The following is a 25,906-nucleotide window of genomic DNA, read 5'->3' on the forward strand; positions in this document are numbered from 1 at the left end:
ATGGAATCCTTTCAACAGATTAGACAAAGAAAAAGCTGAATAGGGCAAATAAGATGGAAATAATAATAATTGGGGCGATCAATTTCATATGTCGTTTCCGTTCTAAAACAACAATTGCCACATATTCACGAATCATGGCATTTGGCCAATAGTAAAAGGCTGTTTTCGATCCAATGCCCTGACTGTTTAAGCCAGCAAGTCTGGCATAAATTCCTGCACGGAACAAGTGAAAATTATTTGTTGTAAAGATACTGTTATATGCTTCGCCTTGTTTGATATCGTCCATGATTTGTTTCGAAAATAACATGTTTTGATACGTATTAACAGAACGATTTTCTTGTAGCGTATGCTCAATAGGAATGCCTTTTTCAATTGCATACCTTTGCATGGCCTCTGCCTCTGGTAAATTTTCATCAGATCCTTGACCACCAGAAAAGATGATGGTAGGAGGGGTGCTCACTGTTGCTTGTTTATGATAGAAATCGATTGCTTTTTGAATGCGGCTAGCTAACAGGGGCGGCACCTTGTCATTAATTAAGCCACTCCCCAGCACAATGATAAAATCTTGATTATACTTGGGGCGATTAAATTGGTATAGAAAATAAGCTGATAAGAAATTAGATAAATGGATAAAGAAATAAAACGTAATAAGGGATACTCCAGCAAATATCGGTTGGAGATGGCTTGAAAACAAGCTAGCAGGATAGATAATCGGTAGCAGGATAAATAATAAAATACCAAGAGCCACTAGCAAGGTTAAAGAATTAGCCAAGCGTCTACCTTCCCGTTTCATTAATACTCTAGCATTTAAAAACAGACCGAACATTAAAGCAATAATTGCAAAGGGGATGAGAAGAAATAGGGCAATTAGTGGAATAACGACAGCCATTCTTAAAAAGTAAAAATCAGATGAAAAGGAAACAATAAAGCAGAATAACAGAAATGAACAGACAAACATATTAAATAGTAGTCCGTTGATCATCTTTCTCGGATCTTTCCAATAAGAAAAGAGAAAAATGAAAAATAGAATTAGTGGAATAATGCCAAAATACATAAAAATACACCTCTAGTGATGTTGTGGATGGATGATATCTTTCTATTATAAGGAATTATTAGCTGAAATCAACTAACTTCCAGCAAGAGCAATAACATAGACCTTCAAATAAGGAATCGAATAGTATCGATTTGCGTTAAATACATAGAGATCAAACCATTCTTGCTCTCACACTATTTGTTCAAGCATCACGAAGATAAAATATTTCTGTTATACTATCAAACAGATAGAGGTGATGAACATGTATATTGTAGCGATAGAAGGTCTACCCTATGATTGGCTCGAGTCCTTGCAAGAACTACATGCCCATGTCTTTGATGGTGCTATACTAACTGCTGAAAAGCTAGCGATGAAAAATGGCCTTCTTTGCCTCCTGGCGGTAGAGGATGCACATGTAATCGGCTTTAAACTAGGATATCCACATCCCGATGGTGTATTTTATAGCTGGTTGGGTGGTGTTCATTTCACAAAGAGAGGTCAGGGGATTGCTGGAAAATTAATGAAAAAACAGCATGAACATATTAAAGCATTAGGCTTTGACAAGGTTCGTACATATGGCAGGAATACTCGCAAAGCTATGCTCATTGCCAATCTTAAGCATGGTTTTGATATTACTTCAACATTTGTGGATAAAAAGGGAAGACATAAAATCATTTTCGAAAAAACAATAGATTGAGGAGTTCAACATGAAAGCATATTTAGCAAATGGATTATTTTCTTTAGGAGATCGTTTAGTAAATGAACAACTAGCAGCAGCAATTCGTGAAGCAGTACCAGACATTGCCTTATATGTTCCGCAGGAGAATGATGCCATCAATGATAAATCGGCTTACGCGGATAGTTTAGCAATTGCTCAGGCAGACTTAGAGATGCTACAAAATAGTGATGTATTAATTGCCGTATTAGATGGGGTTGAGATTGATTCTGGTGTGGCTGCGGAAATTGGGGCGTTCTCCATGCTGAATCGTCCTATTATTGGTGTACTGACAGATGTTCGCCAACAAGGACGAGATAATATGCAAAAAATAGAGGCATTGGTACGAGATGGGCTTGAGAATCAGTTTGTCTACCGTAATTTATTTGTAATTGGTTTAATTAAACGTAACGGGGTTATTACATCTTCTATTGAAGAGGCTGTGGAAGCTATACAAAAATTGTAACACGAGGAGGAATAATGATGCTATTAGCAACGTCAGATGTTGTAGCTGGAAAAGAAGTGATTGAAACATTAGGTTTAGTGAAGGGGAATTCTGTGCAGTCAAGAAACATTGGGCGTGATATGATGGCTGGACTTCGAAATATTGTGGGCGGAGAGATGAAAGAGTATGCTGAAATGTTAGTGCGCTCCCGTGAAATAGCCACACAGGCAATGGAGGAAGAGGCCAAACAATTAGGCGCAGATGCTGTTGTTGGCGTTCGTTATGCAACGTCTTCCGTGATGGATGGTACATCAGAAGTATTAGTATATGGCACAGCTGTCAGATTAAAATAATATAGTAAATGAATTAAAGTCCTTTCAGACTGTCGACAAAAGGAATTGAGAAGTTCACACTCAATTCCTTTTGTCATTTTTTTCTCTTTCATTATGTTTAAAAATGGTAATTTGATATCCAATAAAACAGACTCTTCAAGTATAACAACTCTTTGAAGCCGCCTGCCACGTCCAAGTAGCTAGTTTCTTTAAATTCATGGTAGCAAGAGAGTAAGCATCGCCTACATGGACAATTTTTTCAGACCTCTAGGTTGTCCATCGCATACCATGCTTTTCCTTTGCATCGGCAAAGACATGCTCAATCGTTTCTTTACGCTTGCATAAATTTGTTTGATGTCATAGGAATGGCGTAAATGTTCAGCTTCCTCCACATACAGTTCCCCAATATGGCGTTGAATGAGCTTTTTGTGATTCTTACTTTCTATACATTGGGAAAGGCTTGGACACTTCGCACCATTCAAAAGTTTCGATGTTTCTCAAAAATTTACCTATGTAGATGGGGTACTTTATGTAGAAGTTGATGGGAACGAAGGGCGGTGACTCCAGTGGGAAAAGCGGGAAAGTCGAGATCCTGGACTGAGCGAAGCGAGGGAAGCAGCTCGACCCCGCCCGCGGAAAGCGTCCGCCCATAGTGGAAATCAACGGCTTTACTTTATTTAATCAAATGAATGAATGTCCTTTTTTCGAGTCTCCATTTTTGAATATAAAATTTTGTTTCAGTCTATGCAACAAAATGATCATTAGCAGATAAAAAAGAGGAATCGGACTTCGATTTCTCTTTTTCTTGTTATGGACAAACCATTCTATTTTATCTAACTGTTAAAGGTATCGTTTCTGTTTGGTTATCCCAGTTTATGGTGATTTCAACCTCTGTACTTTCAACTGCATTGGAGCATCCGTTAGCCATTATGAAAACACCATTTTTATCCAATGAATCTGAACCAGAAGTTTCTGTTTCATGCTGGAGTGTATAGTCAATTTGCTTAGGAAGAGGTTTATCGCCTATATACCGAATAGTACCACTTGTAGCACCACAATGTTCTTGTTTCATTTTGTGATAGGTTACCTCAAACTGTACTTCCCAGTTCTCATTTTCACCTGAAAAAGTCAAAGCCTTTGGTATACAACCAAATAAGAACAACATACAAAGGGAACTAATAAAAAGTTTAATCCTCATCTTTACCCCCTTCAAAAGGTATGGGAACTTATATCACGGATAGGAATATCCATTAGCATGGAGTGTGTCTATGTTTTTTTACTGAAAAAGCTTTTCTATGAATGACATATCGAAATCACTTGTAAGTTTGTAATCCTTCATATAGTTTTCTTTATATAAATAAACAAATAAATGTTCGGCATCATCTAAACGTAAGCCAACTTCACGGTCGCTGTTAATTTCCAATGTTATCCAATAAGCCTCTGTAAAATTAGATTTAGTAAACCATACTTTTTTTAATGGTTGCTCGTTCAGTTGCTGCATGATTTGATTCATTTCTGTTGCATCTGTTATCGTTATTGTCTTTTCATCTGAGGCACGAATAATTTCAATCGACTTAATTTCCTCTACATCAAGTCGTTCCGTAACCTCCGTTGAAAAATCCGTGTCACGTGTTAACAGCATTGTAGAGATATACAGAATAAGTAGTGGTAGTAAAATGCCTAGAACTATTTTATATCTTTTTTTCATGCTCTTCTCCTTAAATTCTAAAAATTCGCACATATGTATTCTTATCCACGCTATAATTGAGCATATACTGAAATGATAAAGGAAGGCAATAAAATGACACATAATCATGTAGAAAAAGAACTTTTTTATCCAGATGGAACGATCATGTATCAAGGTGGTGTCAAAAAGAATGATTTTGGTCACGATATTTATGACGGCAAAGGCATATTATTTGACCAAGATGGTGAACGATTATTCGAGGGTGAATTCGTCAATCATATGAAACAAGGAAATGGCAGGATGTATTTAAAAGGGCAACTTATTTATCAGGGCGAATTTATTCAAAATAAAAAACAAGGTCATGGCATTTTATATAAGAATGGTTTCATTCATTATGAAGGGCATTTTCGGAACGATTTAATGGATGGTTATGGCGTTTTATATTATAAAGAAGATCTCATTGCCCCTTATCATTCTTTGCGAGAACAATATCCTCATTTAAATCAGCCACAGTATGAGGGTGATTTTGTTCATGGCATGAAAAAGGGTAAAGGCAAACAATACTATCCAAATGGTTTTTTACAGTACGAAGGTGATTTTATTTGGCATCATATGCAGGGGGCGGGGAAGCTCTATTATTCTACGGAATCACCGACAGCTGAGGAGCTTTCTCTTGGTGTGACAACGCTCCAATATGAAGGCTACTTCTTTGAAGATATGAAGCATGGTAAAGGAAAAATCTATTCTCGACAAGGGGTCCTACAAGCTGAAGGCCAGTTTAAAGAGGATGCGATGACAGGACAAGGAGTACTTTATTATGCAAATGGACAGGCCTCTTATATAGGGGAGCTAGTGCAGGGCAAAAAGCATGGACGTGGTGACTTTTATAATGAAGAAGGAAAGCTTATTTACAGTGGCGAATTTATCGATGATGAACGGTTGCGGATTACGCCTGAAATCGAGCAAGAGATAGAGAAACTACAAATGCAGCTGGATAGCCTTGTAGGTCTGCCAAATGCCAAAAAGGAACTACATAATTTAATTAACTTTATAAAAATTCAAAGTTTGCGGGTGGACCATGGCTTAACAAGTTTTCCTATTACCTATCATCTTGTGTTTTCTGGCAATCCGGGCACAGGAAAAACAACAGTGGCACGTATTATCGGTCAAATTTATAAGTATCTAGGTGTACTATCTAGCGGTCATTTTGTGGAAACTGATCGTGCAGGACTTGTAGCAGGATATGTGGGACAGACAGCATTAAAGGTTCAAGAAGTGGTCCATAAAGCAAAAGGAGGTGTTCTTTTCATTGATGAAGCTTATTCCTTGATCAATGATAAACAAGATGCGTTTGGCAAGGAAGCCATTGATAGTTTATTAAAAGCGATGGAGGATTTACGAGATGACTTAGTGATCATCGTAGCCGGTTATACAGAGCTTATGGATGAATTTTTACAATCAAATCCAGGCTTTAAATCACGTTTTAATCATTTTGTACAGTTTGATAACTTTAGTACGCAGGAACTCTATGAGATTTTTGCTATGCTTTGTCAAACGAATGACTATCATTATGGTGAATCCTTTGCCCATCATATGAAAAGGCAGCTGAATCAAATACCAATAGAAAACATCTCTAATTTCTCGAACGGTCGTTATATTCGAAACTTATTTGAAAAACTAGTAACCATTCAGTCAAACCGGCTAATCCAACAGGCAACGATTACAAAGGAACAGCTGATGACATTTGAGGAGCATGACATCTTATTGGGCATGGCGGAAAATTTATTTGATAATACTTTTTAAAAATAATATGGTTGTGGGTCTGCTCTAGTGTGAGTCGGCTAGTCGATAATTAAATTAAAAGCCTTAGCTGGAATAAAGAGCGAAATAAGCAAAAGAAAACAACTAGTCTAATAGTTCTCAACATAGGAAGGGTATTCACCAAATGGGAGGGAAAAGAAAATGGATGTAAAGACACTTTTATTACAACAATGGACTAGCTGCTTAGATCAGGAAGACTGGTTTCCACCGCTTGAAAAAGTGCTAGAGGATATTACGCTTGAACAGGCAATCTGGAAACCGATTGAGGGGACAACGAATTCCATTTGGGAAATCGTTTGTCATTTACTTTTCTATAAAAAGCGACTCCTCATGCGATATTTTGGTGAAACAGAGAATGAACCGCAGGCAGAAAATAATGACGCTACTTTCCGTTTACCAACTTTGACGTTGCAAAATTGGAAGGATACAAAAGAGGAATATTTGTATGTACATCGTGAACTTGAAAACATATTAGCAAAATCAACACAAGAGGAATTGGAGAGGGAGGTCCGTGGAGAACGAACATTAGTACTTGAACTGAAGAGTATAGCCATGCATGACGCCTATCATATTGGACAAATCGTCTGTCTAAGTAAAATGCTAGGGGGCTGGCCAGGGCAACGCGACTGTTAAAAAGGATTCTGTAGAGCATAGGAACGTCCAACTCGGATGTTCCTATATTTTATACCAGAGCAATGACAATGCCGAAAGAAAAGGGGGAAGCGAATGAAAAAGCTCATAGCCTTTATTCTAGTTTGTGCTATTTTACCACGTGTGCTCACCATCAATTTTACAGTGAATAACCATATCAATGTTCATCATAAAGGCGAGAAAAGTTGAAGAGTCATAACTAAAGTGGTAATATAAGACAAAACATACGCTATCGTATTTTACAGGAGGATGATCATGCAAGTAACGAGAGATGATTGGATAAAAGCTGGCCTACAACAATTAGCAGAAGACGGTATACATAAAGTACGTATCGAGGCACTAGCTCGATCCTTAAACATTAGTAAAGGCAGCTTTTATCATTATTTTCGTGATCATCAGCAACTATTAGAGGCCATGCTCGATTATTGGGAAACACATGCAACAAAGGCCATTATTGAAAGTATGAAGCAGGAAGGAGCTACATTAGAAGAGCTCTTGCGTATAAGTTTTCATAAAGATAAGAAAATAGAAATGGGCATCTATGCTTGGTCTAAATATGATGCCCATGTCGCTACTCGCATTGTTCAAATTGAGGAACAACGAATTGACTGTGTTGCCAAGCTTTATCAAAAAAAGGGTATGGATGGAGAACAATCAATCGATCGAGCAAGGCTTGCTTATTTAACCTATGTTGGCTGGATGACTCGATATGAAGCCAACCCTCATTTTGATTTAGAGAAAATGGTGAAGCTGCTGTTATAGCAATTGATGAGTCCCTAAGAAGGTAAATAACAAATTTCTAGGGACTATATTTATCCTCTAAACATACGATGGCGTATGTTGTTACTAGAAAGGGAGGAACGACTATGTTTATTTTATCACTAGTTTCAGTGTGTCTATTATCGTTGATAAGTATTATTCATGTATATTGGGCATTCGGCGGGGGCTGGGGGGCTGGAGCTGTTATTCCCATGAAAGAAGGCAGTCAACAAGCAGTTTTCAGTCCTAGAAGATGGGGAACTCTCAGTGTGGCGATGCTCGTTCTAACAGCGAGTGTTCTCATTCTTGTCCAAGGGGGGTATATAACTGCCATCCCTGCCTCCACCTATTCAAAAGTGGGATGTATCATCTGTGCTATTGTTTTTAGTATACGAGCAATTGGTGATTTCAAATATGTTGGTTTTTTTAAAACCATCAAGCATTCTCAATTTGCTAAACATGATACGAAGTTATACAGTCCCTTATGTTTGTTTTTGGGCTTCGTTTATATCATGTTATTGCTTTAAAAGTATGAATCCTCTAACATGATGAGAGTAAGCTATTGATAGGGGGAACCAATTAATGCAGCAATTGATTTACTTACTTCGTCATGGGGAGACTGAATATAATTCGGAGGGAAGATATCAAGGACAACTAGATTCACCTCTTACGGAGCTTGGTCGAGAGCAAGTGCAACAAAATGCTCGGATGCTGAAAGCCTTCATCGGTCATGCTCATGATTGGAAAATTATATCAAGCCCACTCGGAAGAGCCGTGGAGAGCACAGAAATACTTTGTGAAACGATTGATTACGATAAGAATAATGTGGAGTTTGATCAACGATTAACAGAAGTGGCAGTTGGGCAATGGGCTGGATTAAAAATGTCAGAGATTCAGCAAACTTGGCCTAATTTATTGTTGAACACAGATGCCTTTAATTGGTATTTCCATGCGCCAGATGGGGAAAGCTATGAACAGGTAGTAAACAGATTGTCCTCTTGGCTTAAAGAGATTCAGCAGCATCATCCAAAAGTGATTGTTGTCTCACACGGTCTAACGGGACGTATTTTACGAGGGATTTATGCAGGACTTCATAAAGAAGATGCACTTAAATTAGAGGTTTCTCAAGATGTGTTTTTTAAATTAGCTAATCAAGAAGTGACAAGAATTTGTTCTAATTTCGAAGATGATTATTAACGGATAAAAGCGTATTGGAGCTTTTTTCTTCTAAACTTAAGGAATATTCAAAATTGCCGCCTATTATAATGTGTAGGAGGCGTTTTTTATGAAAAAATCGGTCTTATTTTGCTGTATAATTATCGTGATTTTCGTTTTCTATTATACAAACAAAACACAAGAGTTTGCACAGCTGGAGCTACCATCCTTACATAGTAAAAATGCTTTGCTACTGAATGAACAGGGCGAGGTATTATTTGAAAAAAATGCGGATGCCATTATTTATCCTGCTTCATTAACTAAGATTATGACTGCAATTGTTGCGATTGAAATGACGGATGATTTACAAATGCAAACAATTGTCAAACCACAAACAATTGCCAAATATACAGCTCAAAATGCCTCTATGGCTGGCTTTCATGCAGGTGATTTTGTCACGATTGAAGATTTATTATATGGCACATTGCTTGCATCAGGAGCAGATGCATCGGGTACTCTTGCTGAAGCCATCGCTGGCAGTGAGGATGAATTCGTCACTTACATGAATAATAAAGCGCAGGAACTTGGCATGGACACTACGCATTTTGTCAATACAAGTGGCCTACATGATGAGGCACATGTATCAAGCTTACAGGATATTAGTAAGCTTCTCCGTTATGCGTTAGAAAACCCTACTTTTTATCGAATATTTACTTCGAAAACATACACGACACATGTTCCTACAGCATTGCTAATATCTAATTCATTATTTACGAGAATGCCTGGCATGGATGGAACAATCTTGGGCGGAAAAACGGGATATACGCCAGAGGCAGGGTTATGTCTAGCATCTTTAATGGAAAAAGATGGGCGGAAATTTCTGTTTATTACGACAAATGCTCCAGGCTATGCTTGGACACCACCCCCGCATATCGAAGATGCTTTGACAGCCTACGATGCTCTATAATGGTTGGTTATTTATGTTAAACTATAAATGTTTGTGAGGGAATGAAAGAAATAAATAAATAACAGTTGCCAAATACCATGGAGGTAGAGGAATAGTGAACCAACACCCATTTAAAATTATCCCGTATAACCCCACATATGCGGAACAAACCGTGATGATGTGGCGAGACAGCAAGAAGCAGGCTATTGGCCAGGAAGAAAGGCATAGCATGGAAAGCCATATTTATTTTTTAAACCATATATTACTTGAAGAATTTCAAATAGATATAGCGCTAATGGATAATCAAGTCATTGGAATAATTGCTTATAATGAAAGTGAAATTAGTCAGCTATATATTCATATTGATTATCAAGGATTAGGGGTAGGCCAAACATTACTAGACAAAGTAAAAAAACAGTCGAATGGGAGATTAACACTATTTACGTTTGAAGTAAATAAAAACGCACAACGGTTTTATGAAAAGAATGGATTTACTATTATTGGAAGAGGGTATAAAAATGAAGAGAATTTACCGGATATTCAATATGAATGGATAAATAAATGAATAGGTAAAAAATTTGTTGAAAAGGAGCTTATCCATTTGTCACAAGGACTTATTCACCATATAGAAATAAATGTTTCTAATTTGCACAACACTATTCATTTTTGGGGATGGTTTTTAGAGGAATTAGGTTATCAACCTTTTCAGGAATGGGAAAGTGGTCGGAGCTGGAAAATAGACGACACCTATATTGTTTTTGTCCAAACGAAAGAAAGGTTTATGGATATCGCTTATCATCGAAGTCGTGTAGGTTTAAATCATTTAGCGTTTCATGCAAGTTCCCGTCAACAGGTGGATGATATGACAAAGAAACTAAGAGAAAGGGGTGTTACTATTCTTTATGCCAATAAGCATCCTTTTGGAGGGGGAGAAGAGCATTACGCTGTATATTTTGAGGACCCTGATAGAATAAAGGTTGAATTAGTAGCACCATAAATTTTATGCTTACAGCATGGCATACGTTGTTCGTATTGTTAAAACGCTTCTAATATTGGGAATCACTTGAAGCAAGAAATGTTGGTGCAGAAATCAACATGATGGATGCATAGTTTTATAGAAAATAGGGTAGGAGTACTGTATCCATGACTTTCTAAAAAACTTGAATTTGGAATCTAGTTGATTATAACTATTTTCTGGTATAGACGATTACTCTATAATGAAAGTTAAATCTTAGCAATTTTACAGACATGGAAAGACATCAAGGGCGGTGTAAATAATGAAAAAATTTTTACCTTATGCTTATGCTTTTTGTTTGACGTTTTTACTAGGCTTAATGATGGGGCAGCTGACAGCAAGTGCTGAAGGATCAGTAAAGATTCAAAAGGTTAATAAAGATGCGGTTATTTTCGAGGAGCCATCCATAAATAGCACGCCAATCGGAGAAGTGGTGAAGGGCAGCTTCATCCAAGTAACCCAAGCAAGTAAAGGGTGGACACATATTCAAACGCCCGAACAGGCCGGCTATGTGACAACCGACGTTTTAGTTAAGGTAAAATCGGAGGGATATTTAGTCATTCAGAAGGGTGGCACTTCTTTATTTACGGAGCCAAGTCAAAATGCTCGGCATGTTGGTCAACTATACGAAGGACGTATGGTATATGTATATGGCACAGCACCGGGAGGCTGGTCTTTCGCCCAATACGGTGAAGATATAGGCTATGTAGCAACAAATGCTCTCAAGAAACCTGTACCAACAAAGAAGCAAATCTATGCTCCAAATGGTGCTGTTTTACGCTTGACGGCTAGTCCAAGTGGAGAAGTTTTAGGAACGTTGTCAAATAAGTTGACTGTACAGCATTACATAACGCTTGCGGGCTGGGCTTATGTAGAAGCGGGCGACCAAAAAGGGTATGTCAAAGCTTCTGAATTAGCCAATATCCAGCTTACTAATAATAAAGTTTATAATAAAGGTGTGCCAGCACCAAAGGGTTCAAAAAAACGTGTAGCTTTAACCTTTGATGATGGGCCAGACGCCAAAGTAACACCGCAAATATTAGCTACTTTACAAAAATACGATGCAAAAGCAACATTTTTTATGGTTGGGAGAAATGTTCCAAAAAACGCTACAATCGTCAAGCAAATCTATGACGCTGGGCATGAAATTGGCAATCATACATCAAACCATAAAAAATTAACTGCTTTATCTATCTCGGGTGTCAGACAAGAAGTAAATGGCACAAGCAATGCCATCTATGCAGCGATTGGTCAGTATCCAACTGTTTTCCGTCCACCATATGGGGCGACAAATGAACAAGTTCGTTCGGTAATGACAATTCCTTCAATCTTGTGGTCCATTGATACGCTTGATTGGAAGCATCATAATCCAGATAAAATTTTAGCGTATGTGAAAGCATCTGTAAAAGATGGCAGTATTATTTTAATGCATGATATCCATCAAACGACTGCCAATGGTTTAGATAATGTCCTTCTTTATTTACAAAAGCAAGGCTATGAGTTTGTTACTGTTAGTGAAATTTTACAATAATATACGATCTAAAATCTAAATCCGATCATTTTTCAGGATTTAGATTTTTTTGTTGGGTGAATTCTTTCAATGAATTTTGAGTGGAACTGGAGTAGTGACCTTACCATAATGGAAAAAGCCGTACTAGTCTTTTAGAGACAAAGCACGGCTTTTATTTATTTAAATAAATTAATAGTTGTAATAATAATAGGAATACCAAACACGTCGATTAAAAAGGCGCCTACAATTGGTACAACGAGAAATGCTTTTTTAGAAGGACCGAAGCGTGAGACAACGGCTGACATATTGGCCATGGCATTCGGTGTTGCGCCTAGTCCATGCCCTGCGAAACCGGCAACCATCACGGCCGCATCGTAGTTTTTGCCGAGTAATTTAAACAAGACGAAGGTACTGAATACAACAATAAAGAATACTTGCGCAAAGACGATGATAAATAATGGAAGCGCTAAATCAGCAATTTCCCATAATTTAATACTCATCAGTGCCATTGAAAGGAAAACACCTAATGTCACATCGCCAATTAATGAGATACTCTTCATATTGATTGCTTCAGGTTTAAATTTGTCCATAATATTGCGGACTAAGACAGCTACAAACATAGCCCCTACATAGCCTGGCAGAACGAAGCCTGTCGCTTCTGAGAATAATGTTCCAACATAAGTACCGACAGCCATACAGAACGTAATTAATAAAACTTGAGTAAAGAATGAATCGGATGTAATTTGTTCATGTTTATTTTCATATTCGATTTCTTCAGCTTCTTGTTCATCGGGTGTTAAATTGTATTTTCCAACTAAATATTTAACGATTGGACCACCAATTAAACCACCAGCCACTAAACCACAAGTTGCAGCTGCAGCACCAATTGTCATCGCTGAGGAAATGCCTAAATCTTCTAATGTTTGTCCAAATGCAGCTGCGGCACCATGACCGCCTTCCATAGACACGGCACCAGCCATCATACCAATCAGAGGATGAATCCCCATTAATGATGCCAGAGAAACACCAATTACATTTTGCATGAGGGCAAGGAAGCCACACGCTAGCCAGTATATAATAAGTAATTTTCCGCCAAGCTTAACGAGCTTAAAGCTTGCTCCTAAGCCGATGGTTGTGAAAAACGTGATCATAAACAAGCTTTGTAATGATGTATCCAGTGAAATTTCTAAAGTTCCAGTAGTCTTTAAAATGGTCGCTAGTGCAGCAAACAGTAAGCCACCGACCACTGGTGCTGGAATACAAAATCGTTTTAAAAAACCAATTTTATTAATGAGAAAGCCGCCTAATGCAAAGAGTGCTACGGCTAGAAACACCGTTGTAATTTGATTAATTTCGATCATGAACCTTGCCCCCCAAGTAAGTTGTTCAGTGCTTCATAGACAAAATAGGCACCTAATTTAACCGTTCGTCCGTTTTCATCTAATGATGGATTAACCTCGCAAATATCAAAAGAGTGTGTATGTGGATGCGAAGTCACTTTTTGAAGAATCGTACGCACAGTTGTCGGTTCAAGTCCAAACGGTGAAGGTGCACTTACGCCTGGTGCTGCTGCTGCGTTTAAAACATCCATACATAATGTTAAAAGCACATAATCGTGTTGATCCATATAATGCTGTAAATCATCCATTAACGGCTGAATATTGGCCGCTGATGTCATGTCATCTTCTATTACATACTTCACTTGTAGCTCATCTGCTTTTTCGAATAGCTCTTTTGTATTGCCATAGCGTTGTATGCCAACAACAAAATAATCGACATGTGGATCTTGCTCTAAAATTTGACGGAACATTGTACCAGAAGAAGGCTGCTCGTCATATGGTCGTAAATCAAAATGAGCATCGATATTGATAATGCCGATTTTTGCGTCCTTTGGTAATGCCGCACGAACACCTAAATAATGACCGTACAGTGTTTCGTGACCACCACCGAGCACAACACATTGTAATTTCTTTTGTAGGAGAGTGCTAACAACATCACCAAGCTCTCGCTGTGCCTCCTCTAGTGCGTGATTGAGACAAATGATGTTCCCTACATCAATGATTTGTTGCTCCTCCTCAAACGTCCACGGTAAACTAGATAGTCCTTCACGTAGTGCGTTTGGTCCATTTGCTGCTCCTACTCGACCTTGATTTCGACGTACACCCTCATCGCAAATAAAGCCAATTATTGCAGCACCTTTCTTATCTGAAGCGCTTACATCATTCATCGCGATTCGTTTGACTTGTTGATGTAAACGGAAACTGCTTCTATTTGTTGTAGAATCTATACGGCCTTTCCATTGTTTTTGATCTGTCATTGTGTACATAATCTTATCATCCCCATTGCAAATATTATTGTAGAAAAAATATTGTTGTAATTCATTATATATTCACATAATTATAATTACTAATATATAATTAATATCAATCTATAGCTTTAAACTATAAATGAGGGAGGATCACCGTATTGGATATTAAACAACTACAATATTTTATCGCTGTTTCAGAGCATATGAATTTCTCGAAAGCCGCAGAAAGACTGCATATTTCGCAGCCTTCCTTAAGTAATGCCATCAAAAAATTAGAACATGAGATTGGCTCCCCCTTATTAGACAGAAATACTAGAAATCTGCAGTTGACGGAAGCTGGTGAGGTGCTATTTGAACGTGCAAAAGTTATTGTGAAAAATATGGAAGTGCTAAAAAAAGAAATGGATGAAGTCGTTGTACATGGCACGAGTGAAATTACGATTGGTGTGATGGAATCAATCAAGCATTGGCTTCCTAAAGTAATTGCCAACTATAAAAAAGACTATCCGCAAATGATGATCCATTTAGTGGATATTTTAGGCAGTAAGCGTGTGAAAAAATCCTTGAAAAGCTATAAAACGCATTTAATTATTACCAATCAGCTGATGGATGATCCTGAGCTTGAAGTTAAGACCTTATATGAGGAGCGTTTAGTAGCTGTTTTACCCCTACATCATCCATTAGCGAAGAAAGAGACTTTATCGATTTCAGATATTAGTGCAGAGCCTTTTATTATAAGTACAGAAGGATTTCAAACAAGACGTGATATTTTAAATACTTTTGAACAAGCAGGGAAGAGCATTGATATTCAATTTGAAATTGAACGCTTTGAAACGGCTGTATCTCTTGTCAGAGAAAATTTAGGGATAACCATCTTACCAGAAAACTATTTACAAGGCCCGACAGCTAAAACCATTGTTAAAAAGGAAATTGAAGGAGCGAATCTATGTCGGAATGTTTATTTGGTGTACTTAAAAAATCGCCATTTACCATTTGCTATCCGTCAATTACTGAAAGATGTACTGCAATTTTTTGAAACGAAAACAATGTAAACTAATCCAATTGCTATATACATGAAATTTTCCTTTTAATTAGAAAATTCATGAAATGGAATTGATTTACTAGAAAAATAGCGATAACATTTAATGTAAGAATAAAATGAACAATCATTCATTTTTTCGGAGTTCAAGCAAAGGGGGTTTCTTCCAATGAATTTTTCCTATAGTGAAAAAGTTGTGAAGTTACAGGACAAGCTGACGAATTTTATGGAGCAATACATCTATCCGAATGAGGCCGTTTATGCTGCACAAATCGAGGCGATGGAGGATCGTTGGGGAGCGATTCCACCCATTATGGATGAGCTAAAGCAGAAAGCGCAGGAGGCAGGTTTATGGAATTTATTTTTACCAGATAGTGAATACGGAGCGGGTTTAACCAATCTAGAGTACGCTCCATTATGTGAAATTATGGGACGTTCACTATTGGCACCAGAAGTGTTTAATTGTAATGCACCAGATACAGGTAATATGGAAGTACTTGTTCGCTATGGTTCCACACAACAAAAAAAGCAGTGGCTTGAACCGTTATTACATGGGGAAATCCGATCCTGCTTTGCGATGACTGAACCTGCAGTTGCATCGAGTGATGCCACGAATATTGAGGCAAGTATTGAACGAGATGGTGATGAATATATTTTAAATGGTCATAAATGGTGGACAACAGGTGCTGGTGACCCACGCTGTAAAGTAGCTATTTTTATGGGTAAACATAAAGATTCAACAGCCCCTATTCATGAGCAACAATCTATGATTCTAGTACCAATGGATACGCCAGGAGTAAAAGTGGAGCGCATGTTAACGGCTTTTGGCTATGATCATGCACCAGAGGGACATGGAGAGGTTACCTTTACGAATGTACGCGTACCCATAGACCATATTTTATGGGGAGAGGGAAAAGGTTTTGCCATTGCTCAAGGTCGCTTAGGCCCAGGAAGAATTCATCATTGCATGCGTCTTATTGGCGCAGCGGAACGGGCATTAGAGGAAATGTGTGTTCGTGTACAGGAGCGTCATGCATTTCACAGACCTCTAGCAGATCAAGGAGTGATGCGTGAACGAATTGCTGAGTCCCGTATTGATATTGAGCAAGCAAGACTTTTGACTTTAAAGGCTGCTTATATGATGGACACGGTGGGCAATAAAGAGGCAAAAGCAGAAATTGCCATGATTAAGGTTGTTGCACCGAATATGGCATTGAGAGTTATAGACAGAGCGATTCAAGCATTTGGAGCTGCTGGTGTAGGGCCTGATACAACACTTGCTGCACAGTGGGCAAACTCTCGAACATTACGATTAGCAGATGGACCAGATGAAGTACATCGTAATACAGTTGCCAAACTAGAGTTAAAAAAGCATGCGAATAAACATAAGGAGCTGGTGAAATGACTGTATTGGAATTATTTAGCTTACAGGGGAAAACAGCCATTGTGACAGGAGGGGGACGAGGACTCGGTGCGCAAATTGCCCAAGGCTTTGCAGAGGCTGGAGCCAATGTTGTCTTATGCTCGCGAAAAGTGGAAGCCTGTGAGGAGGTTGCGACAGCTCTTGAAAAGTTAGGGGTTCAAACATTAGCGTTAGCCTGTGATGTGACAAAACCAGAGGATATTGCAAATGTTGTGGCGCAAACGATGACTACGTTCGGTAAAATTGATATTTTAGTCAATAACAGTGGTGCCTCATGGGGAACTCCTGCTATCGATATGCCTTATGAAGCCTGGCAAAAAGTATTTGATGTCAATGTGAATGGAACATTTCTAATGAGCCAAGCAGTAGGCAAAAGGATGGTAGAGCAGAAAAGCGGGAAAATTATTAATATTGCTTCCATCGCAGGGCTTGGTGGTACTCTACCTGCGTTTATGGATACCGTTGCCTATAATGCAAGCAAAGGTGCTGTTATAACATTAACGAAGGATTTAGCTGTCAAATGGGGACCTTATGGTGTACATGTCAATGCCATTGCACCGGGTTTTTTTCCAACCAAAATGTCCAATGTATTAATTGAACGAGGTCAAGATTATTTGATGGGTGCTACACCTTTAAAAAGACTTGGCTCCGAAAATGATTTAAAGGGTGTGGCGTTATTTCTAGCATCAGCGGCATCAGATTATGTGACAGGGGACGTCGTTGTTGTTGATGGGGGCATGAGTGCCATTATTTAAGGGAGGGATAAGATGGATACAATGCAAGTAAGGTCAAGTGAACGACTAGATGCAGTCAAATTGCACGCTTTTTTAGAAAGCCATTTTTCTGAACTACCACAGGGTCAATTGGAAATTTCACAATTTAGTGCTGGTCATTCCAATTTAACATATTGCTTGAAAATAGCTGATTTTGAAGTGGTCCTTCGTAGACCGCCACTTGGCCCAGTTGCTAAGAAGGCCCACGATATGCAGCGGGAATTTACCATTTTATCGGCATTGCATCCATTTTTACCTGCGGTTCCAAAACCTTATGTTTATATTGAGGACCGAGACATCATTGGTAGCGATTTTTTTTTAATGGAGCGCAAAAAAGGTATCGTCCTCGACACCTATTTTCCAAAAGGAATAAAACCGACTGAGGAACTAGCCCGTCAGCTGTCTGAAAAGATGGTTGACTCATTAGTAGCACTTCATGCAATTCCATATGAAGACACGCCGCTAAAAGATATGGTGAAGCCTGACGGATTTATGGAACGACAGGTACATGGTTGGATCGAGCGCTATGAAAAAGCTAAAACAGCAGAGTATGCTGAAGTAAAAGCTTTGACAGACTGGTTAAAAAAACATATTCCTCTTAATAAGGAGGCAACCATTATTCATTATGACTATAAATTGAATAATGCTATGTTCTCTGAGGACTATTCCGACATGATTGGTTTATTTGATTGGGAAATGACCACAGTAGGGGATCCACTAGCTGATGTAGGTGTCGCGATGAGTTATTGGATGCAAGCGGATGATCCAAAAATGCTATTACATGCACTAGGCGACCCACCCGTTACGGTTTTGCCAGGATTTTATTCTCGTCAGCAATTTATGGAACGTTATGCTGAAAAAAGTGGGAGAGATATTTCAGACATTCAGTATTATTGTACATTCGCTTATTTCAAATTAGCCGTCATTTGTCAGCAAATCTATTATCGCTATGCCAAAGGGCAAACACAGGATGATCGCTTCGCTCAAATGGATAAAATGGTCGCTGCCTTAATACAACAAGCTTCGGCTTCTATTTAATCGTTGGAAAAACAGTTACTTTTTTTATAGGAGTAGCTGTTTTTTTAAAAACCTTGTAACAGATTATCCGACATTAGAATATTGTTAGTAAGTATCGCTCGCACAAAAATTACTCAACTAACAAAACGTACACACGTAAAAATAATTTAAGAGAGGTGGAATGTATGTTCTTATTTTATCATATATTCTATCTTTTTGCGAAAGAATGAGTAGGGAATAAAAACAATAACAATTTATTGTTTTTCGATAAAAAAATATTGACTTAAGATGTGATAATAAGTATTATAACTATAGCAAATCAAAAAATATGTTTGATAACAATCACATACAATAATTAAATTATTTGGAGGAAGACATGATGAAGAAATATTTTTTAGCTACCATTCCTGTGATGGTAGGTGTTTTATGCTTATTGATAAAAGGAATTATTGGCGATGAGGTACTGGCAAACGGAGTAATTGTGGAGAAGAACTTCTTTTTAATCCCGTTGAGCTATTTATTTTTCTTTAGTGGCATACTAACACTGATCTTTTTTTCAACATTAAAAACACAAAATGTCGCAAAATAACGCTAAAAACAGGCTTTTCATAGAAGCCTGTTTTTTTGTTAAGACCATGTTTGATCGAGCTTGTTGCTGTAATAATGAATAGCTTTTTTGTAATCTATAATACCTTGATGGTTGGTTGTGATGACTAAAGTATTTAATAATGTTTCCATAGATTTTGCATGTTCACCAAGATTATAAAGTGTCATAGCATAAAAAACCTTGACATGCTCTGCTTCAGGAAATTCGTGGATCGCTTGTTCCAATGTCCGTTTTGCTTGTTCGTACAGCCCCAATGTCCGATACGTGCTACCTAAACCTAGATAGGCATCCAATAGAATATCCGGTTCTAATCCTAATTGAATGGCTTTTTCATAGTGGGGAACAGCTTCTTTTTCTTGTCCTAAAGAATCGTAGGTCCAGGCACATTGAAATTGGTAATAAGCATTTTCAGGTTTTTCATTGACCAACTTCACCATTAATTGGTTGGCTTCCTTCAGCTGGCCATTCTCTCTCAATGTTAGTACTTGCTCTAATTGTTTATCCATTATTAATCCCCTTGTTTGTAATGTATTGCATTAAATAGGTTATCATTCAAAAAAATTTTCTTCGATCAGCTGCTCGAAAGAATCAGCTAATAATAGGATTGTACCATGATCACAAAAGAAAAACTTTCCAGATGAGTCCATAAAAATGGGATTCCCTCCACCATCCATTGAAATGACATAGCTAGTGTCCAGGCTATTTGGAGAAAGGACATCACTGAATTGTTGACGAAATGCCAGCGTTAAATCGATGACTGTTTCATTTCCTATACTGGAACCATTAGAAAAAGCATGAATTGCTAATCCTGCATAGGCTCCCCCAAACATTTTAATGAACTGCACGTAATCCTTATGGAATTGTACACTGAGCATCTGTTGAGCACAGATAATTTCCTCTTCACTAGCTGGTTCGCCTAATAATGTGTGGTGTTCCATATTGAGTAGAAATACCTTCAAACGTTCTAATAGACTTTCTTTCATTTCCTCCCACCCTTTAGTAGATGCTTCCTTCATTATATAATCAATAATTTGCTAGAAACCAGTAGTAATGGTATTGTTTGTGTGAAAGAAAAATACATGAGGTGAATAGAATGCTGGAGCGTTCGATGGAAAAGACACGGGAATGCAAAGAGGAAAGGGAGTGATAGATTAATAAGAAAAGAGGAAAAAAAATGAAAAGTGAACAAAAGATTATTTGTGATGGATTTGAATTACATTATTATATAAAAGGGCAGGGTGAGCCTATTTTAGTCGTAGGGAGCAGTGTATATTATCCACGACTGTTCTCAGAAAACCTTTCCCAGCATTTTCAGCTTATTTTTTTAGATCATCGTGGATTTGTGAAGCCTCCTCGTCGTTTAAAACAAGAAGATTATACCTTGGAGAAAATAGTCGACGATATTGAACAAGCCCGACAATTGTTAAAGTTAGAGCATTTCATTATTTTAGGGCACTCAGGTCATGCATTTATGGCGATGGCGTATGCCAACACATACCCTCAACATGTTCGGAAGGTGATTCTATTAAATACAGCTACAACGAATAGCCAAGAAAGACAACAGCAAAGTCTGTCCTATTTTGAAGCCACTGCCAGTATTGTGCGAAAAAAACAATTTGAACGGGAGATTGCTTTCTTAGCGCAAGATATAAAGAAGGAACCGGAACGACGTTTTGTTCATATGTGTATTCGTATGGGTGCACATAGTTTCTATGATTATTCGTACAATGCTACTGCCATGTGGGAAGGCGTTTATACCAATATGGAAGTGATCGATTATCTTTGGGGAAAAGCCTTTGCTGAGCAGGATCTTTTACACCTAACTCGATCATTTAGTAAACCCGTTTTTGTCGGACTAGGGATGTATGATTTTTTAGTTGCCCCTGTTTCACTATGGGACGCGATAGATGATACTTCTCAAGTAAAGAAAGTTATATTTGAAAAAAGTGGTCATAACCCTATGTTTGAAGAGCCCGAGTTTTTTGATAAACAGCTCATTAATTGGATAAACGAAGGGTAATTTTTTAAAACTTAGAGCAGTGGGTAACATTTATATGTTATCATACTGCTCTTTCTTATGTAGAAAGAGGGAGCCATTAACGATGAAAATCTTTCAAAAATCTTGTTTGAGTTTTCGTCGCCTATTCCCTCTGGTTAGGTAGGTGATTTTGACTATTCGTTGTAGACGTACTCTCGTCCGGGATGACTATCGAATACAAGTAGGGAAAACTCATGACGAATCATCAGACAAAAAGGCTGCTTCCAAAAGGGAAGAGCCCATGCATTAGCTACCTGTATTAGTTTTGCTTAGGGCATTCACTTGCTGGCAGTCAATAATTACCGGTTTAGCGGTGTCATCGATTTGAAGGAAATACGCACAGCAGCTATGTGGATCGAGATAGAGAAAGTAAATACCACAAAAACAATGGCCATCAGAAAGATAGATATCTACTAATGTCCCTGGGTCCAAACGTTCTAATTGACTACAAACACAGCCTTCACAATGTTTTTTATCCTTGCTTCTTATGTGGTTTTCCAACTGTTTTTTTCTGTCTTGAGAACTATTATAATACTTGATGCGATAAGAATCATCTTCAGCCATTTCATCTATGCCGTAATAGTGACCTGTGCAATAGTTCTTCGATTCACAATAGCATTTAGAAAATTTATGATAATTATCTAAATCTCTATCCAATCTTGTTAAATATCGATTTTCATCCATTCTTGAAACGCTCCTTTATGGTTTGAATGTTAATTCCTGCGCCAATCTTCTATTTCTAATCTATGTAAAAGAGCTATCTTGAGCTGGTAATATGTCCATCTAACTGTCATTTAAAAGAAAAAACTAGACTCCTAAATAGAGTCTAGTTTTTTGAATGACTTACATAATCTTCTTTCAGTAGTCCATATATTTCTAGATCAACAACGCCTTTGCCAGACCATAATGTTGCTTGTCGTAATAAACCTTCATTGATAAAGCCATTCTTTAGTAGTACTTTTTTCGAAGGTTCATTTAATGGCATGACTTCAGCTTGAATTCGATTCACCTGAACCTCCTCTATAAGATAATTCACGACCATTTCAACTGCCTTCGTAGCAATGCCTTTTCCCCAAAAATCTTCTGCTAAGTAATATCCAATTGTCACCATATTTACTTTCTGATTAAAGTCCATAGCTTCAATAATACCCACTAATTTATTACTATGGGACGCTTCAAAAATACCCCATTTTATTCTACTTTTCTTCTTAAAGTCTCTTTCGAAATGCCCAATCATTTTTTGAACGGTTTGAAGGTTGTGTTTTGGAATAATACCACAAAACTCGAAAACCTTATTATTATCATAGATGGCAAACAAATCTTCCACATGAGACGCTTCTATTTTCTTTAATGTTAGACTAGTCGTATGTAGCAAAGGGAATTGAGTAAAAACCTTTTCAATCATCATTTTTTTGGCTCCTTTCTTAGCCTTTAATTGGAATGTAAATTTTCATTTTCAGATTATATGGATAGATAGATTGCATGACATCTGTTATTTCAAAATCAGGACCCATATCTCTATCATAATTGGAATTCGGCAACCATACCCCGTAAATGTAACGTCTTGTATTCTGAATACCTTCTGCACTACTATTCAAGATAAATTCTGCATATTGACCAGCGGGTAATTCTAAATGGGTAAATCCTTGCTGAACACGCTCCTCAAATGCTTGGACTTCCTCACCAACAATAAAGGAAAACTGACCATCCTCGTGAAAGCTTGTAGAGATTCCATATGCCACATTAGGGGCCACTTTTTGTGCAATACAGTCATAATATTGTTGACGACCAAAATCATGATAAAAGCCTGGGATTTCTTCATAATACCTCTCATCTTGTAAGGATGTTGGATAGACATAGCCGGTGATTAACTTTTTTCCTAAATGTACGATTGTAGGTTTTTGCATTGGAAGTTCACCATCTATTTTATAATCTAAAAAGTTTATTTTATTTTGCAATGGAATAGAATAGGTATTCTTTCTGTACTTAGTCGGTGTTATCCCAAAGTACTGAACAAATGCTCGTGTAAATGCTTCTTGAGAACCGTATTCAAAGCTAATCGCTATTTCGAGTATAGATTGGGAGGTTGTTATTAATAGAACGGCCGCTTCTGAAAGCCTTCTATTGCGAATATATTGCTGTACAGAAAATCCAGTTATCGCCTGAAACAGTCGCTGAAAATGGAAGGCTGAAAAATACGATTGCGAAGAAATATTTGTGATCGACATTTTTTCTTGTAGGTTATCCTCTATATATTCTATAGCGTTTTGAATTCTTTCAAAATAATCCATACGATCATCCTTTCTCATTCTCATCGTACTATTTAAAGGGAAATATTTCTTGATAATTTGTGCTAATTTTTACATTATAGTGGACCTATGTTTCTTTAGGAGTTATTTTGCACATCTTTAATGGGTGTGCCACTGTCAATTAAAGCCTTCATCATTACAATGAGTTTCGTTACATGGTATAAAAATTCCGTATTATAAAAAGGAGTAAAGTTAAACTCTTCAGTTTATAGACAATATGGGTTTATTACGATAAACTAATCAACGAGAGGTTTATCTCAATAAACTTAACAGGAGGGTGGTGGTCAGAATGGAGCCGTATAAATTGTTCGATGCCGAATATAAATTTACATGCCTGATTTGGGATAACGAACCTATTAATTCTACTGATCTTGTAAAGCTAAGCCAAGCAGTACTTGGCTGGAAGAAATCAACGACTTATACTGTTTTAAGAAAGTTATGTAAACGGGGAGTCCTTAAAAATGAGGAAGCAACGGTCACATCCATTGTTAAAAAAGAGGACGCACAGAAATACGAAAGTCAGATGGTTGTTGAAAAGTCCTTCAATGGATCCTTACCGCAGTTTCTAACTGCTTTTCTAGGTGGAAAGGGCATTTCTAATGAGGAAGCCGAAGAGTTGAAACGGATTATTGAGGAGGCAGCTAAATCATGAACCTGTTTCTAGTAATCCTTAATATGAGCATTACCGCAAGCTTTGTTGCACTTGCGGTTATCTTGGTGAGATTTCTTTTGACAAGAGCTCCTAAAATATTTTCTTATATTCTATGGGTAGCCGTAGCCATCCGACTGATCACCCCTGTTAGTTTTACCTCAAGTTTAAGTGTATTAGGTCTTGTAGATTTCCAAAAGAAAACTGGCACAGGTTTCATGGAATTTGTACCCCAAGAAATCGGGATGCAAAAAAATCCAGTTGTGGATATTGGAATTAAGGAGATAAGCTATTTTATAAACTCATCCTATCCAGTGGCTACCCCGATGGCAAGCGCAAACCCCATGCAAATCATCGTGTGGATTGGAAGTTTAATTTGGATTACAGGTATAGTCATTCTTTTGCTTTTTAGCATTCTGTCGTATTTGAAAATATTAGTTAAGGTCCGAACGGCAACACTTGTCAAGGATAATATATATGAGACAGATCAGATTGACACACCCTTTGTTTGCGGTTTCCTGAAACCGAAAATATATATCCCAATCGGCATGAGTGATCATGAGCTGTCTTACATTTTACTACACGAGAAGATTCATATTATGAGACGTGATTATCTGATAAAACCTTTTGCATTTATGCTCCTCATCATTCATTGGTTTAATCCGCTAATGTGGTTATCTTATGCTCTTATGAGTAAAGATATGGAGATGTCCTGCGATGAAAGTGTTGTTAACAAAATGGGGCATCAGATTAAAGGAAGCTATTCAACCTCATTGCTTACACTTTCTGTTAGTAAAAAGGGGGGACTAACCGGTAGTCCAATTGCTTTTGGAGAGAGCAATGTGAAGGCAAGAATTCAAAACATTCTTACTTACCGCCAACCTTCTAAAAGGATGATTGCAGCTTATATACTCGTTATTGCAACTTTAGTTGTAGGATGTACAGCCAATCCCAAGCCTTTGCAGCAGGGACCCTTGCAGTCATTATATTCTGGATATAATTTAGAAAAGCTAATGGAGAACAAAACTCTTTATGTAGGTAACGCTAGTAAGGTAGGCGGTCTTCTCAGTGGAATGCCCGAACCGACAGGTCTTGAATGGAACGGGATGGCACTTCAAACAACAGCTCAGCCTTATGAGGTAACTGTCAATTATATAATGAATGATTCTGTTCCCGGGATAGATAAGGGGGAAATAAATAATGAAATTTATTATCGTAATTCCATTCTCCTCTTAAGTATAATTGATAACGTCGATATTATAACCTATTCGATTGTTGACAGCCCACACCAAAACGATGGAATGGTTAATACCTTTACGTTTACAAGAGAACAGGCGGACAAACTATTGGGAGAGGATGTCAGGCATTATGCCACTGATGAAACAGGTCTCCGACAATTGATTGATCGTTTAGAAAGCCTTTCATTTAGCGAAACCAATAACACCCCTTAAATGTTTTTCATCCTAACTTGGCCTTGCGGGGATACTTTAATGGATCACACATAGCGAAAATGTTTTTCCTTTAATAGACGCTATTTTGAAGTAACTATAAAAGTTCAATTTCTCAATTTAAATAATGAGAAATTGGACTTTTTATATTTTATTTATAGTGCAAAATAACGCCCAAAGTGATTACACATTTCATCAGCAGCCTGATGAAAATTCTTCATCCATT

Annotated in this window: 30 protein-coding genes and 1 pseudogene; 20 read left to right on the forward strand and 11 right to left on the reverse strand. The window is 37.7% G+C overall.

Annotated features, from left to right (window positions below; all coding sequences use genetic code 11):
• Positions 1-19 precede the first annotated feature (19 nt).
• On the reverse strand, positions 20-1,054 hold the full coding sequence (locus tag ACOZBY_RS09445; RefSeq protein WP_031417906.1) for a YdcF family protein: 1,035 nt from the start codon (positions 1,052-1,054) through the stop codon (positions 20-22).
• Between the two features lie 241 nt (positions 1,055-1,295).
• On the opposite strand from ACOZBY_RS09445, the gene ACOZBY_RS09450 reads away from it, so the two are divergent.
• Genes ACOZBY_RS09450 through ACOZBY_RS09460 form a run of 3 tightly spaced genes read left to right on the forward strand, consistent with a single transcriptional unit; the run spans position 1,296 to position 2,546 of the window.
• The gene (locus tag ACOZBY_RS09450) at positions 1,296-1,730 is read left to right on the forward strand and encodes a GNAT family N-acetyltransferase (protein WP_012294821.1); all 435 of its coding nucleotides are present in this window, start codon (positions 1,296-1,298) and stop codon (positions 1,728-1,730) included.
• Between the two features lie 10 nt (positions 1,731-1,740).
• Complete coding sequence (locus ACOZBY_RS09455) at positions 1,741-2,214, forward strand: nucleoside 2-deoxyribosyltransferase (RefSeq protein WP_031417905.1); 474 nt, start codon at positions 1,741-1,743, stop codon at positions 2,212-2,214.
• A gap of 17 nt (positions 2,215-2,231) precedes the next feature.
• The gene (locus ACOZBY_RS09460) at positions 2,232-2,546 is read left to right on the forward strand and encodes a YbjQ family protein (RefSeq protein ID WP_025117383.1); all 315 of its coding nucleotides are present in this window, start codon (positions 2,232-2,234) and stop codon (positions 2,544-2,546) included.
• A 135-nt stretch (positions 2,547-2,681) separates the two neighbouring features.
• On the opposite strand, the pseudogene ACOZBY_RS09465 reads toward ACOZBY_RS09460, so the two are convergent.
• The 3 genes and pseudogenes from ACOZBY_RS09465 to ACOZBY_RS09475 all read right to left on the reverse strand — a co-directional run.
• Positions 2,682-2,998: pseudogene (locus tag ACOZBY_RS09465) on the reverse strand (transposase); the annotation flags it as partial.
• A gap of 356 nt (positions 2,999-3,354) precedes the next feature.
• Complete coding sequence (locus tag ACOZBY_RS09470) at positions 3,355-3,723, reverse strand: hypothetical protein (protein ID WP_422762100.1); 369 nt, start codon at positions 3,721-3,723, stop codon at positions 3,355-3,357.
• Between the two features lie 78 nt (positions 3,724-3,801).
• A complete protein-coding gene (locus ACOZBY_RS09475) occupies positions 3,802-4,233 on the reverse strand; it encodes a hypothetical protein (protein WP_422762102.1) in 432 nt (143 codons plus the stop codon).
• A 93-nt stretch (positions 4,234-4,326) separates the two neighbouring features.
• On the opposite strand from ACOZBY_RS09475, the gene ACOZBY_RS09480 reads away from it, so the two are divergent.
• From ACOZBY_RS09480 to ACOZBY_RS09520, 9 genes are all read left to right on the forward strand, one after another.
• Positions 4,327-6,015, forward strand: a complete 1,689-nt coding sequence (locus tag ACOZBY_RS09480; RefSeq protein WP_422762103.1) for an AAA family ATPase — start codon at positions 4,327-4,329, stop codon at positions 6,013-6,015.
• A gap of 159 nt (positions 6,016-6,174) precedes the next feature.
• Positions 6,175-6,666 (forward strand): DinB family protein, encoded by a 492-nt coding sequence (locus tag ACOZBY_RS09485; RefSeq protein ID WP_012294813.1) that lies wholly within the window; start codon positions 6,175-6,177, stop codon positions 6,664-6,666.
• Between the two features lie 273 nt (positions 6,667-6,939).
• Positions 6,940-7,446 (forward strand): TetR/AcrR family transcriptional regulator, encoded by a 507-nt coding sequence (locus ACOZBY_RS09490; RefSeq protein WP_036161940.1) that lies wholly within the window; start codon positions 6,940-6,942, stop codon positions 7,444-7,446.
• Between the two features lie 104 nt (positions 7,447-7,550).
• Positions 7,551-7,970: a DUF3995 domain-containing protein gene (locus ACOZBY_RS09495; protein ID WP_031417895.1), complete on the forward strand. Its 420-nt coding sequence runs from the start codon at positions 7,551-7,553 to the stop codon at positions 7,968-7,970.
• Between the two features lie 55 nt (positions 7,971-8,025).
• A complete protein-coding gene (locus tag ACOZBY_RS09500) occupies positions 8,026-8,640 on the forward strand; it encodes a histidine phosphatase family protein (protein ID WP_036163945.1) in 615 nt (204 codons plus the stop codon).
• Positions 8,641-8,728: 88 nt separating this feature from the next.
• Entirely contained in the window at positions 8,729-9,565 is an 837-nt protein-coding gene (locus tag ACOZBY_RS09505; protein ID WP_036163942.1) for a D-alanyl-D-alanine carboxypeptidase family protein, read from the forward strand.
• A 154-nt stretch (positions 9,566-9,719) separates the two neighbouring features.
• Positions 9,720-10,109, forward strand: coding sequence for a GNAT family N-acetyltransferase (locus tag ACOZBY_RS09510; RefSeq protein WP_206700975.1), 390 nt, complete (start codon positions 9,720-9,722; stop codon positions 10,107-10,109).
• A gap of 36 nt (positions 10,110-10,145) precedes the next feature.
• The gene (locus ACOZBY_RS09515; RefSeq protein WP_012294806.1) at positions 10,146-10,541 is read left to right on the forward strand and encodes a VOC family protein; all 396 of its coding nucleotides are present in this window, start codon (positions 10,146-10,148) and stop codon (positions 10,539-10,541) included.
• A gap of 280 nt (positions 10,542-10,821) precedes the next feature.
• The gene (locus ACOZBY_RS09520; RefSeq protein WP_036161931.1) at positions 10,822-12,090 is read left to right on the forward strand and encodes a polysaccharide deacetylase family protein; all 1,269 of its coding nucleotides are present in this window, start codon (positions 10,822-10,824) and stop codon (positions 12,088-12,090) included.
• Between the two features lie 155 nt (positions 12,091-12,245).
• On the opposite strand, the gene gltS is transcribed toward ACOZBY_RS09520, so the two are convergent.
• Both gltS and hutG read right to left on the reverse strand, forming a co-directional pair.
• On the reverse strand, positions 12,246-13,430 hold the full coding sequence (gene gltS, locus ACOZBY_RS09525; protein ID WP_012294804.1) for a sodium/glutamate symporter: 1,185 nt from the start codon (positions 13,428-13,430) through the stop codon (positions 12,246-12,248).
• Complete coding sequence (gene hutG / locus ACOZBY_RS09530) at positions 13,427-14,395, reverse strand: formimidoylglutamase (RefSeq protein WP_031417889.1); 969 nt, start codon at positions 14,393-14,395, stop codon at positions 13,427-13,429. The genes gltS and hutG overlap by 4 nt, the downstream gene beginning before the upstream one ends.
• A gap of 140 nt (positions 14,396-14,535) precedes the next feature.
• On the opposite strand from hutG, the gene ACOZBY_RS09535 reads away from it, so the two are divergent.
• The 5 genes from ACOZBY_RS09535 (at position 14,536) to ACOZBY_RS09555 (ending at position 19,218) form a co-directional block, all read left to right on the forward strand.
• Positions 14,536-15,429: a LysR family transcriptional regulator gene (locus tag ACOZBY_RS09535; protein ID WP_012294802.1), complete on the forward strand. Its 894-nt coding sequence runs from the start codon at positions 14,536-14,538 to the stop codon at positions 15,427-15,429.
• A 156-nt stretch (positions 15,430-15,585) separates the two neighbouring features.
• Positions 15,586-16,821, forward strand: coding sequence for an acyl-CoA dehydrogenase family protein (locus ACOZBY_RS09540; protein WP_012294801.1), 1,236 nt, complete (start codon positions 15,586-15,588; stop codon positions 16,819-16,821).
• A complete protein-coding gene (locus ACOZBY_RS09545; protein ID WP_099806242.1) occupies positions 16,818-17,594 on the forward strand; it encodes an SDR family oxidoreductase in 777 nt (258 codons plus the stop codon). The genes ACOZBY_RS09540 and ACOZBY_RS09545 overlap by 4 nt, the downstream gene beginning before the upstream one ends.
• Before the next feature lie 12 nt (positions 17,595-17,606).
• Positions 17,607-18,650 carry a phosphotransferase family protein gene (locus ACOZBY_RS09550; RefSeq protein ID WP_012294799.1) on the forward strand — a complete coding sequence of 348 codons (1,044 nt, stop codon included), beginning with the start codon at positions 17,607-17,609 and terminating at the stop codon, positions 18,648-18,650.
• A 355-nt stretch (positions 18,651-19,005) separates the two neighbouring features.
• On the forward strand, positions 19,006-19,218 hold the full coding sequence (locus ACOZBY_RS09555; RefSeq protein ID WP_036161924.1) for a DUF3955 domain-containing protein: 213 nt from the start codon (positions 19,006-19,008) through the stop codon (positions 19,216-19,218).
• A 38-nt stretch (positions 19,219-19,256) separates the two neighbouring features.
• Here the strand turns inward: ACOZBY_RS09555 and ACOZBY_RS09560 are convergent, their stop codons facing one another.
• Both ACOZBY_RS09560 and ACOZBY_RS09565 read right to left on the reverse strand, forming a co-directional pair.
• Positions 19,257-19,742, reverse strand: a complete 486-nt coding sequence (locus ACOZBY_RS09560; protein WP_012294797.1) for a tetratricopeptide repeat protein — start codon at positions 19,740-19,742, stop codon at positions 19,257-19,259.
• Between the two features lie 42 nt (positions 19,743-19,784).
• Entirely contained in the window at positions 19,785-20,219 is a 435-nt protein-coding gene (locus tag ACOZBY_RS09565) for an SMI1/KNR4 family protein (RefSeq protein WP_036161921.1), read from the reverse strand.
• Positions 20,220-20,410: 191 nt separating this feature from the next.
• Between ACOZBY_RS09565 and ACOZBY_RS09570 the strand changes: the two genes are divergently transcribed.
• Complete coding sequence (locus tag ACOZBY_RS09570; protein WP_422762110.1) at positions 20,411-21,256, forward strand: alpha/beta fold hydrolase; 846 nt, start codon at positions 20,411-20,413, stop codon at positions 21,254-21,256.
• Positions 21,257-21,520: 264 nt separating this feature from the next.
• Here the strand turns inward: ACOZBY_RS09570 and ACOZBY_RS09575 are convergent, their stop codons facing one another.
• The 3 genes from ACOZBY_RS09575 to ACOZBY_RS09585 all read right to left on the reverse strand — a co-directional run bounded on the left by ACOZBY_RS09575 (position 21,521) and on the right by ACOZBY_RS09585 (position 23,565).
• Positions 21,521-21,958 (reverse strand): hypothetical protein, encoded by a 438-nt coding sequence (locus ACOZBY_RS09575; RefSeq protein ID WP_036163927.1) that lies wholly within the window; start codon positions 21,956-21,958, stop codon positions 21,521-21,523.
• Positions 21,959-22,100: 142 nt separating this feature from the next.
• Positions 22,101-22,682, reverse strand: a complete 582-nt coding sequence (locus tag ACOZBY_RS09580; protein WP_012294793.1) for a GNAT family N-acetyltransferase — start codon at positions 22,680-22,682, stop codon at positions 22,101-22,103.
• A 16-nt stretch (positions 22,683-22,698) separates the two neighbouring features.
• On the reverse strand, positions 22,699-23,565 hold the full coding sequence (locus tag ACOZBY_RS09585) for an effector binding domain-containing protein (RefSeq protein WP_198696165.1): 867 nt from the start codon (positions 23,563-23,565) through the stop codon (positions 22,699-22,701).
• A 307-nt stretch (positions 23,566-23,872) separates the two neighbouring features.
• Here ACOZBY_RS09585 and ACOZBY_RS09590 point away from each other — a divergent pair, with 307 nt between their 5' ends.
• Both ACOZBY_RS09590 and ACOZBY_RS09595 read left to right on the forward strand, forming a co-directional pair.
• Positions 23,873-24,235, forward strand: a complete 363-nt coding sequence (locus ACOZBY_RS09590; protein WP_012294791.1) for a BlaI/MecI/CopY family transcriptional regulator — start codon at positions 23,873-23,875, stop codon at positions 24,233-24,235.
• A complete protein-coding gene (locus ACOZBY_RS09595; RefSeq protein WP_422762113.1) occupies positions 24,232-25,683 on the forward strand; it encodes a M56 family metallopeptidase in 1,452 nt (483 codons plus the stop codon). Before ACOZBY_RS09590 ends, ACOZBY_RS09595 begins: the two co-directional genes overlap by 4 nt.
• The last annotated feature ends 223 nt before the right edge of the window (positions 25,684-25,906 follow it).

The sequence above is a fragment of the Lysinibacillus sp. NPDC056220 genome (assembly GCF_049315265.1).
Classification (GTDB): domain Bacteria; phylum Bacillota; class Bacilli; order Bacillales_A; family Planococcaceae; genus Lysinibacillus; species Lysinibacillus pinottii.

Excerpts from the sequence above, each read along its gene's own strand:
- ACOZBY_RS09480 (WP_422762103.1), top strand. The coding sequence starts at position 4,327 with ATGACACATAATCATGTAGAAAAAGAACTTTTTTATCCAGATGGAACG.
- ACOZBY_RS09505 (WP_036163942.1), top strand. The coding sequence starts at position 8,729 with ATGAAAAAATCGGTCTTATTTTGCTGTATAATTATCGTGATTTTCGTT.
- ACOZBY_RS09555 (WP_036161924.1), top strand. The coding sequence starts at position 19,006 with ATGATGAAGAAATATTTTTTAGCTACCATTCCTGTGATGGTAGGTGTT.
- ACOZBY_RS09485 (WP_012294813.1), top strand. The coding sequence starts at position 6,175 with ATGGATGTAAAGACACTTTTATTACAACAATGGACTAGCTGCTTAGAT.
- ACOZBY_RS09585 (WP_198696165.1), bottom strand. The coding sequence starts at position 23,565 with ATGGATTATTTTGAAAGAATTCAAAACGCTATAGAATATATAGAGGAT.
- ACOZBY_RS09450 (WP_012294821.1), top strand. The coding sequence starts at position 1,296 with ATGTATATTGTAGCGATAGAAGGTCTACCCTATGATTGGCTCGAGTCC.
- ACOZBY_RS09540 (WP_012294801.1), top strand. The coding sequence starts at position 15,586 with ATGAATTTTTCCTATAGTGAAAAAGTTGTGAAGTTACAGGACAAGCTG.
- ACOZBY_RS09455 (WP_031417905.1), top strand. The coding sequence starts at position 1,741 with ATGAAAGCATATTTAGCAAATGGATTATTTTCTTTAGGAGATCGTTTA.
- hutG (WP_031417889.1), bottom strand. The coding sequence starts at position 14,395 with ATGTACACAATGACAGATCAAAAACAATGGAAAGGCCGTATAGATTCT.
- ACOZBY_RS09590 (WP_012294791.1), top strand. The coding sequence starts at position 23,873 with ATGGAGCCGTATAAATTGTTCGATGCCGAATATAAATTTACATGCCTG.
- ACOZBY_RS09475 (WP_422762102.1), bottom strand. The coding sequence starts at position 4,233 with ATGAAAAAAAGATATAAAATAGTTCTAGGCATTTTACTACCACTACTT.
- ACOZBY_RS09545 (WP_099806242.1), top strand. The coding sequence starts at position 16,818 with ATGACTGTATTGGAATTATTTAGCTTACAGGGGAAAACAGCCATTGTG.
- ACOZBY_RS09470 (WP_422762100.1), bottom strand. The coding sequence starts at position 3,723 with ATGAGGATTAAACTTTTTATTAGTTCCCTTTGTATGTTGTTCTTATTT.
- ACOZBY_RS09495 (WP_031417895.1), top strand. The coding sequence starts at position 7,551 with ATGTTTATTTTATCACTAGTTTCAGTGTGTCTATTATCGTTGATAAGT.
- ACOZBY_RS09595 (WP_422762113.1), top strand. The coding sequence starts at position 24,232 with ATGAACCTGTTTCTAGTAATCCTTAATATGAGCATTACCGCAAGCTTT.
- ACOZBY_RS09580 (WP_012294793.1), bottom strand. The coding sequence starts at position 22,682 with ATGATGATTGAAAAGGTTTTTACTCAATTCCCTTTGCTACATACGACT.
- ACOZBY_RS09570 (WP_422762110.1), top strand. The coding sequence starts at position 20,411 with ATGAAAAGTGAACAAAAGATTATTTGTGATGGATTTGAATTACATTAT.
- ACOZBY_RS09445 (WP_031417906.1), bottom strand. The coding sequence starts at position 1,054 with ATGTATTTTGGCATTATTCCACTAATTCTATTTTTCATTTTTCTCTTT.
- ACOZBY_RS09490 (WP_036161940.1), top strand. The coding sequence starts at position 6,940 with ATGCAAGTAACGAGAGATGATTGGATAAAAGCTGGCCTACAACAATTA.
- ACOZBY_RS09560 (WP_012294797.1), bottom strand. The coding sequence starts at position 19,742 with ATGGATAAACAATTAGAGCAAGTACTAACATTGAGAGAGAATGGCCAG.
- ACOZBY_RS09510 (WP_206700975.1), top strand. The coding sequence starts at position 9,720 with ATGATGTGGCGAGACAGCAAGAAGCAGGCTATTGGCCAGGAAGAAAGG.
- ACOZBY_RS09575 (WP_036163927.1), bottom strand. The coding sequence starts at position 21,958 with ATGGATGAAAATCGATATTTAACAAGATTGGATAGAGATTTAGATAAT.
- ACOZBY_RS09500 (WP_036163945.1), top strand. The coding sequence starts at position 8,026 with ATGCAGCAATTGATTTACTTACTTCGTCATGGGGAGACTGAATATAAT.
- ACOZBY_RS09550 (WP_012294799.1), top strand. The coding sequence starts at position 17,607 with ATGGATACAATGCAAGTAAGGTCAAGTGAACGACTAGATGCAGTCAAA.
- gltS (WP_012294804.1), bottom strand. The coding sequence starts at position 13,430 with ATGATCGAAATTAATCAAATTACAACGGTGTTTCTAGCCGTAGCACTC.
- ACOZBY_RS09520 (WP_036161931.1), top strand. The coding sequence starts at position 10,822 with ATGAAAAAATTTTTACCTTATGCTTATGCTTTTTGTTTGACGTTTTTA.
- ACOZBY_RS09460 (WP_025117383.1), top strand. The coding sequence starts at position 2,232 with ATGCTATTAGCAACGTCAGATGTTGTAGCTGGAAAAGAAGTGATTGAA.
- ACOZBY_RS09565 (WP_036161921.1), bottom strand. The coding sequence starts at position 20,219 with ATGAAAGAAAGTCTATTAGAACGTTTGAAGGTATTTCTACTCAATATG.